We start from the raw sequence: 6,421 nt of genomic DNA, 5'->3' as shown, positions 1-6,421 counted from the left end.
CGGGCCCCCCCACCCACCCCCCGCCGGCCCCCCGGCCCCGGGCCCCCCGGCCGGTGGTGATCACGTCGAACCGTGGAGCGTCAGCTCCAGCTGGCGTGCAGCGGCTTGCCCTCGGCGTAGCCGGCGGCGCTCTGCACCCCCACGATCGCCTTCTCGGCGAACTCCTCCAGCGAGCCGGCACCGGCGTAGGTGCACGAGGAGCGGACGCCGGCGATGATCGAGTCGATCAGGTCCTCGACACCCGGACGGGCCGGGTCGAGGAACATGCGCGAGGTGGAGATGCCCTCCTCGAACAGCGCCTTGCGGGCACGGTCGTACGCCGACTCCTCGCTCGTGCGGTTGCGCACGGCGCGGGCCGAGGCCATGCCGAACGACTCCTTGTACGCGCGGCCGTCGGCCGAGTGCTGGAGGTCGCCGGGCGACTCGTACGTACCGGCGAACCAGGAGCCGACCATGACGTTGGACGCGCCGGCGGCCAGCGCCATCGCGACGTCACGGGGGTGGCGGACGCCGCCGTCGGCCCAGACGTGCTTGCCGAACTTCTTCGCCTCGGCGGCGCACTCCAGGACGGCGGAGAACTGCGGGCGGCCCACGCCGGTCATCATGCGGGTGGTGCACATGGCGCCGGGGCCCACACCGACCTTGATGATGTCCGCGCCGGCCTCGATGAGGTCGCGCACGCCCTCGGCGGCGACGATGTTGCCGGCCACGATCGGAACCTGCGGGTCGAGCCCGCGCACGGCCTTGACCGCGGCGATCATCGACTCCTGGTGCCCGTGCGCGGTGTCCACGACGAGCGTGTCCACACCGGCGTCGAGGAGCTGCTTGGCCTTGCCCGCGACGTCGCCGTTGATGCCGACGGCGGCGGCGATGCGCAGCTTGCCCGCCGCGTCGGTGGCGGGCGTGTAGAGCGTCGCGCGCAGCGCGCCCTTGCGGGTCAGGACACCGGCGAGGCGGCCGTCCTTGTCGACGGCGGGCGCGTACTTGCGGTTGGCGTGGTCGAGGCGGTTGAACGCGTCGCGCGGGTCGATCCCGGCGTCCAGCAGGACGAGGTCGCGGGACATGACCTCGGACAGCTGCGTGAACCGGTCGACGCCGGTGAGGTCGTGGTCGGTGACGACGCCGACGGGGCGGCGCTCGGCGTCCACGACGACGCCCGCGCCGTGCGCCCGCTTGGGCAGCAGCGACAGCGCGTCGGCGACGGTCTGCGAGGGGGCCAGGACGATCGGGGTGTCGAGCACCAGGTGACGGGTCTTCACCCAGGAGACGACCTCGGTGACGACCTCGATCGGGATGTCCTGCGGGATGACGACGAGTCCGCCGCGGCGGGCCACGGTCTCGGCCATCCGGCGGCCGGCGATCGCGGTCATGTTCGCCACGACCAGCGGGATGGTGGTGCCGGTGCCGTCGGGGGCGGCGAGGTCCACGCCCTGGCGGGAACCCACGGCCGAGCGGCTCGGCACCATGAATACGTCGTCGTACGTGAGGTCGTACGGCGGCTTCAGATCGTTGAGGAAACGCACGTGCTGAACATCCCAGTCGTTCGGAGTTGGCCCCCGGGCATTTCAGCCGGGGAAAAACGCACGTACTTCAGTGTCCCATGCCCGCGCCGGAACACCCTCCGGGCCGAACCTCCAGGCCACAGGGGGTGCACTCGTACGATCCTCCGACCGCTCGTGCGCGTCCTCAGTCGTCCGGGTCCGCGCGGTCCAGCGCGGGCCGGGGCGCCGTGCCCGTCTCGCTCAGCAGGTAGTCGGCCGCTGCGGTGTCCGTGACCAGGCTGGTGACGAGGCCCGATCTGAGCACGGCGTCGATCGCGGCCGCCTTGCGCAGCCCGCCCGCGATGGCCACGACCTCGGGGATCCGCCGCAGCCGGTCCGCCTCGACGGTGATGCACCGCTCGCCGAGGTCGCGCCCGACCCGGCGGCCCTGGGCGTCGAACAGGTGCGCCGACATCTCGGCGGCGACGCCCAGCGAGGCGTAGTGGGCGCGCTCCTCGTCGGAGAGCATGTCGTGGACGGTCGAGATGCCCGGCTCCCAGGAGCCGATGGACACGGCCGCGACCGTGACCTTGTCGAAGTACTCGAAGGCGCGCGCGATGCCGGTCTGGCTGCGCAGCGCCGCCGCGGTCGCCGGGTCGGGCAGCAGCATCGGCGCGTAGATCGGGTGCGCCTCGCCGCCGGAGACCTGGGCCGCGCGGCGCACCGCCTCCACGGAGCCGCGCTCCGCCGTCCCCGCGTCGTACACACCGGTCAGCTGGACCACCGTGCACGGCGGCAGCTGGTGCAGGGCCGCCGCCATGTGGATCGTGGAGCGGCCCCAGGCCAGGCCGAGGACGTCGCCCTCGTTGACCAGCTCCCCGAGCAGGTCGGCCGCCACCTCGCCCAGGTTCTCCGGGTCGGTGGGGGCACTGCCGGCGAAGCCCGGGGATCCGGGGAGGGCGTCCTCGGTGGCGTCGGCGGGAGACTCGACGACGACCGCGTGGCGCAGGCCGTAGCGGGCGCGCAGCGCGTCGGAGCGCTCCGCGTCCAGCTCGGCGGGCACCCTGATCTCGATCCGTACGAGATCGCGTTCGAGGGCGGTCTCCAGGACCCGGGCCACCTTGAAGCGGCTGACGCCGAACTCCTCGGCGATCTGGATCTTGGACTTGCCCTCCAGGTAGAAGCGGCGGGCCATGGCCGCCGCCTGGACCAGCTCTGCGGGTCCCATCCGCAGGGCTGACCGGCCCGCCGACATTGCAGACACCGCGATCTCCTCACTGCTGTTCACACTCTGGGCTCGCTGTTCATCCTGTCAGATCAGCGAGACCTTGATCAGCCCCGAAGGGCGGCGTTCACCGAGCCGTGGCTCAGTGTCCGCATGCCCAGCCGGCCGTGGCCGTGGTCTCGGCCGCCTGGTTGCGCAGCATGCGCACCGCGGCGGCCGGGTCGTCCGTTCCGTACACGGCCGAGCCCGCGACGAAGACGTCGGCGCCGGCCTCCGCGCAGCGCTCGATCGTCGACGCCGACACACCGCCGTCCACCTGGAGCCACAGCTCCAGGCCGTGCTTGGAGATCAGCTCACGGGTGCGGCGGATCTTCGGCAGCATGATGTCGAGGAACGCCTGGCCGCCGAAGCCCGGTTCCACGGTCATGATCAGCAGCATGTCCAGCTCGGGGAGCAGGTCCTCGTACGGCTCGACGGGCGTCGCCGGCTTCAGCGCCATGGAGGCGCGGGCGCCCTTGGCGCGGATCTCGCGCGCCGTGCGGACGGGGGCGGCGCACGCCTCGGCGTGGAAGGTGACCGATCCGGCGCCCGCCTCGACGTACTGGGGCGCCCAGCGGTCGGCGTCCTCGATCATCAGGTGGCAGTCGAGCGGGATGTCCGTCGCCCGGCTGAGGGACTCCACGATCGGCACGCCCAGCGTGAGGTTGGGGACGAAGTGGTTGTCCATCACGTCGACATGGAGCCAGTCGGCGCCCTCGACGGCCTTCGCCTCCTCCGCCAGGCGGGAGAAGTCGGCGGAGAGGATACTGGGATTGATCTGAACAGCCATGGGCCAAGCCTGCCACGTTCCGGGACGCTTCCTCGCCCCGGTGGTCCCATCGGTACGGACCAGAGGCACCCGGGATGAGCACACACCGCGCAATCCCGACGAATCGGCCCGCGACAGACCCGACACATGGCCTCAGGGGGCGTCGTGCCCGAGACGCAGAAGCTTTCTTCGCCGCCGCGGCGAGGTGTGGCCCGGCTGGTCTGCGGGCGGCGCAGCAAGTGGGTCGTGGTGGTGCTGTGGCTGGTGGTGATCGTGCTGGCCTTCCCGCTGGCGGCCAGACTGACCGACGCCCAGGACAACGACTCCGCCTCCTGGCTGCCCGGCGGGGCCGAGTCGACGCAGGTCCTCCAGGAGGCCGAGGAGTTCCGCCCCGAGGTCGTCCCCGCCGTCGTCGTGTACGCCCGCGAGAGCGGTCTCACCCCCGCCGACCGCGCGCGCGTCGCCGAGGACGTCGCGGCGTTCAAGGCCCTGCGGGACCACGGGCTGCGCGGCGCCGAGACGCGCGGCCCCGTCCTGGACCGGCCCGAGAACCCGCGCGCTGCCCAGGTCTTCGTACCGATCACCATGGACGAGAAGGGGTGGGAACGGCTGGCGCCCGCCGTCGAGTCGCTGCGCGCCGAGAGCGGCGCGGGCGAGGGCGGGCTCGCGATCCACATCACCGGACCGGGCGGCACCTCCGCCGCCTTCTCGGAGGCTTTCGAGGGCATCGACTCCACCCTGCTGCTCGCGGCCCTCGGTGTGGTGATCGTGATGCTGCTGATCACCTACCGCAGTCCGACGCTCCTGGTGGTGCCGGTCGTGGCGGTGATCGGAGCGCTGGCCGCCGCCCAGGCGCTGATCTACCTGCTGGCCGAGCACGCCGACCTGACCGTCAACGGGCAGAGCGCCGGCATCCTCACGGTCCTCGTCTTCGGCGCGGGGACCGACTACGCCCTGCTCCTGGTCGCCCGCTACCGCGAGGAACTGCGCCGCCACGAGGACCGGCACGAGGCGATGGCGCTCGCCCTGCACCGGGCCGGGCCCGCCGTGCTGGCCAGCGGGGCCACCGTGGTGCTCGGCATGCTCGTGCTGATGTTCGCGCAGATGAACTCGACCAGCGGGCTCGGCCCGGTCGCCGCGATCGGCGTCGCCGTCGCGCTGCTGGCCATGCTGACGCTGTTCCCGGCCCTGCTCGTGATCTTCGGCCGCTGGATCTTCTGGCCCGTGATCCCGCACCTCGGCTCCCCCGAACCCACCGAGCGCGGAATCTGGGCCCGTACCGGACGTCGTATCGCCCGGCGCCCGAGGACCGTCTGGGGGGTCACGGCGCTGATTCTCGCCGTCTTCGCGGTGGGCCTGACGCAGTTGCGGGCCGAGGGCGTCGGCAACGCGGACGCCTTCACCGGCAAACCCGACGCGATCACCGGGCAGGAGGTCCAGGCCCGGTACTTCCCCGCGGGCAGCGGCAGCCCTCTGGTCGTGGTGAGTGACGCCGAGCAGGCCCGGCAGGTCGGCGAGGCCGTGGCCCGGACCGAAGGGGTGGTGCCCCGGTCGATCGCCGTACCGCCGGGCACCAAGCCCGTGCACGACGGCCGGGTGCTGGTCGAGGCCACCATGACCGCGAGCGCCGACAGCGCGGCCGCCAAGGACACCGTGGAGCGGGTACGGGACGCGGTGCACGCCGTCCCGGACGCCGACGCCCAGGTCGGCGGCGGCACGGCGGCGCTCCTGGACATGGACGAGGCCACCACCCGAGACAACGTCCTGATCATTCCGCTGGTGCTGGTCGTGGTGCTGCTGGTGCTCATGGCGCTGCTGCGCTCGCTGGTCGCGCCGCTGCTCCTGATCGGGACGGTCGTGCTGTCCTTCGCCGCCGCGCTGGGCCTCAGCGCGCTCGCCTTCCGGTACGTCTTCGACTACGCGGGCGAGACGACGGACTTCCCGCTGTTCGTCTTCGTGTTCCTGGTGGCGCTGGGCATCGACTACAACATCTTCCTGTCCACCCGTATCCGCGAGGAGGCGCGGCGCCGGGGCACCAGAGCGGGCGTGGTGACGGGCCTGGCGACCACCGGAGCGGTCATCACCTCGGCCGGCCTGGTCCTGGCGGGCACGTTCGCCGCCCTCGGCACCCTGCCGCTGGTCGCCTTCGCCGAGATCGGGTTCGCGGTCGCGCTGGGCGTGCTCCTCGACACCCTCGTCGTACGGTCCGTACTCGTGCCGGCCCTGTTCCTGGACGCCGGCCCGAAGGTGTGGTGGCCCCACCGCATGGCCGGGGACGACAAGGACCGGTGAACGCGGACGGGTTCACCACGCGACGTCGGCGCCGGCCACGATGTCGGCGTGCATGTTGCGCCGCATCATCTCCAGCGCGGCCTCGGCCAGCGGCGGATGGATGTGCGCGACGGCGTCGCGCGGGACGGTCACCCGCAGGTGCCGGATGTGCGCGTCGAGCGCCGAGTACAGCACGCACTGCTCCGTCACCTGGCCGCACAGCACCACGTGGTCGGCCCCGAGCGAGCTCAGCAGGTAGCCGAGCGGGGTCTCGAAGAAGATCGAATGGCGCGCCTTGACGACGAACAGCGAGTCGCCGTCCGGCCGGAGGGGCCGCACCAGGTCCGCGTGCGGCCCCGCGAGCGCCGTGTCGACGATCTCGCCGTGGTGCGAACGCCATTCGCCGAAGTTGTCGTTGACGTAGACGACCGGAACGCCGCTCTCCCTGGCACGCTCGATCAGCCGGACGATCGCCGGTACGGCCTTGCGCGCCGAGGGAATGAGCAGGTCCGCGTCGTCGTGGTCGTACGTGTTGATCATGTCGATGACGATGAGCGCGGTCTTTCCCATACGCCCCAGGGTTCCCGCAAGCGGGCGTTCGTTTCACTCAAGTACGGGCCTTCCGGCCGGGCCTCC

General features: G+C 72.2%; 5 protein-coding genes. 1 reads left to right on the top strand and 4 read right to left on the bottom strand.

The window, feature by feature from the left end:
- Positions 1-80: 80 nt before the first annotated feature.
- The 3 genes from ACWGH0_RS31170 to rpe form a co-directional block, all read right to left on the bottom strand.
- Positions 81-1,523: a GuaB1 family IMP dehydrogenase-related protein gene (locus ACWGH0_RS31170; protein ID WP_453407623.1), complete on the bottom strand. Its 1,443-nt coding sequence runs from the start codon at positions 1,521-1,523 to the stop codon at positions 81-83.
- A gap of 163 nt (positions 1,524-1,686) precedes the next feature.
- Positions 1,687-2,769 (bottom strand): sugar-binding transcriptional regulator, encoded by a 1,083-nt coding sequence (locus ACWGH0_RS31165; protein WP_453407622.1) that lies wholly within the window; start codon positions 2,767-2,769, stop codon positions 1,687-1,689.
- A 79-nt stretch (positions 2,770-2,848) separates the two neighbouring features.
- Entirely contained in the window at positions 2,849-3,535 is a 687-nt protein-coding gene (rpe, locus tag ACWGH0_RS31160; protein ID WP_453407621.1) for a ribulose-phosphate 3-epimerase, read from the bottom strand.
- A gap of 144 nt (positions 3,536-3,679) precedes the next feature.
- Between rpe and ACWGH0_RS31155 the strand changes: the two genes are divergently transcribed.
- A complete protein-coding gene (locus ACWGH0_RS31155) occupies positions 3,680-5,806 on the top strand; it encodes an MMPL family transporter (protein ID WP_453407620.1) in 2,127 nt (708 codons plus the stop codon).
- Between the two features lie 12 nt (positions 5,807-5,818).
- Here the strand turns inward: ACWGH0_RS31155 and ACWGH0_RS31150 are convergent, their stop codons facing one another.
- Entirely contained in the window at positions 5,819-6,355 is a 537-nt protein-coding gene (locus ACWGH0_RS31150; protein ID WP_453407619.1) for a cysteine hydrolase family protein, read from the bottom strand.
- Positions 6,356-6,421 lie beyond the last annotated feature (66 nt).

This window comes from Streptomyces sp. NPDC054887, from assembly GCF_053610585.1.
The sequence above is the reverse complement of the archived record's forward strand: the minus strand, read 5'-3'. Positions and strand labels throughout refer to the sequence as shown.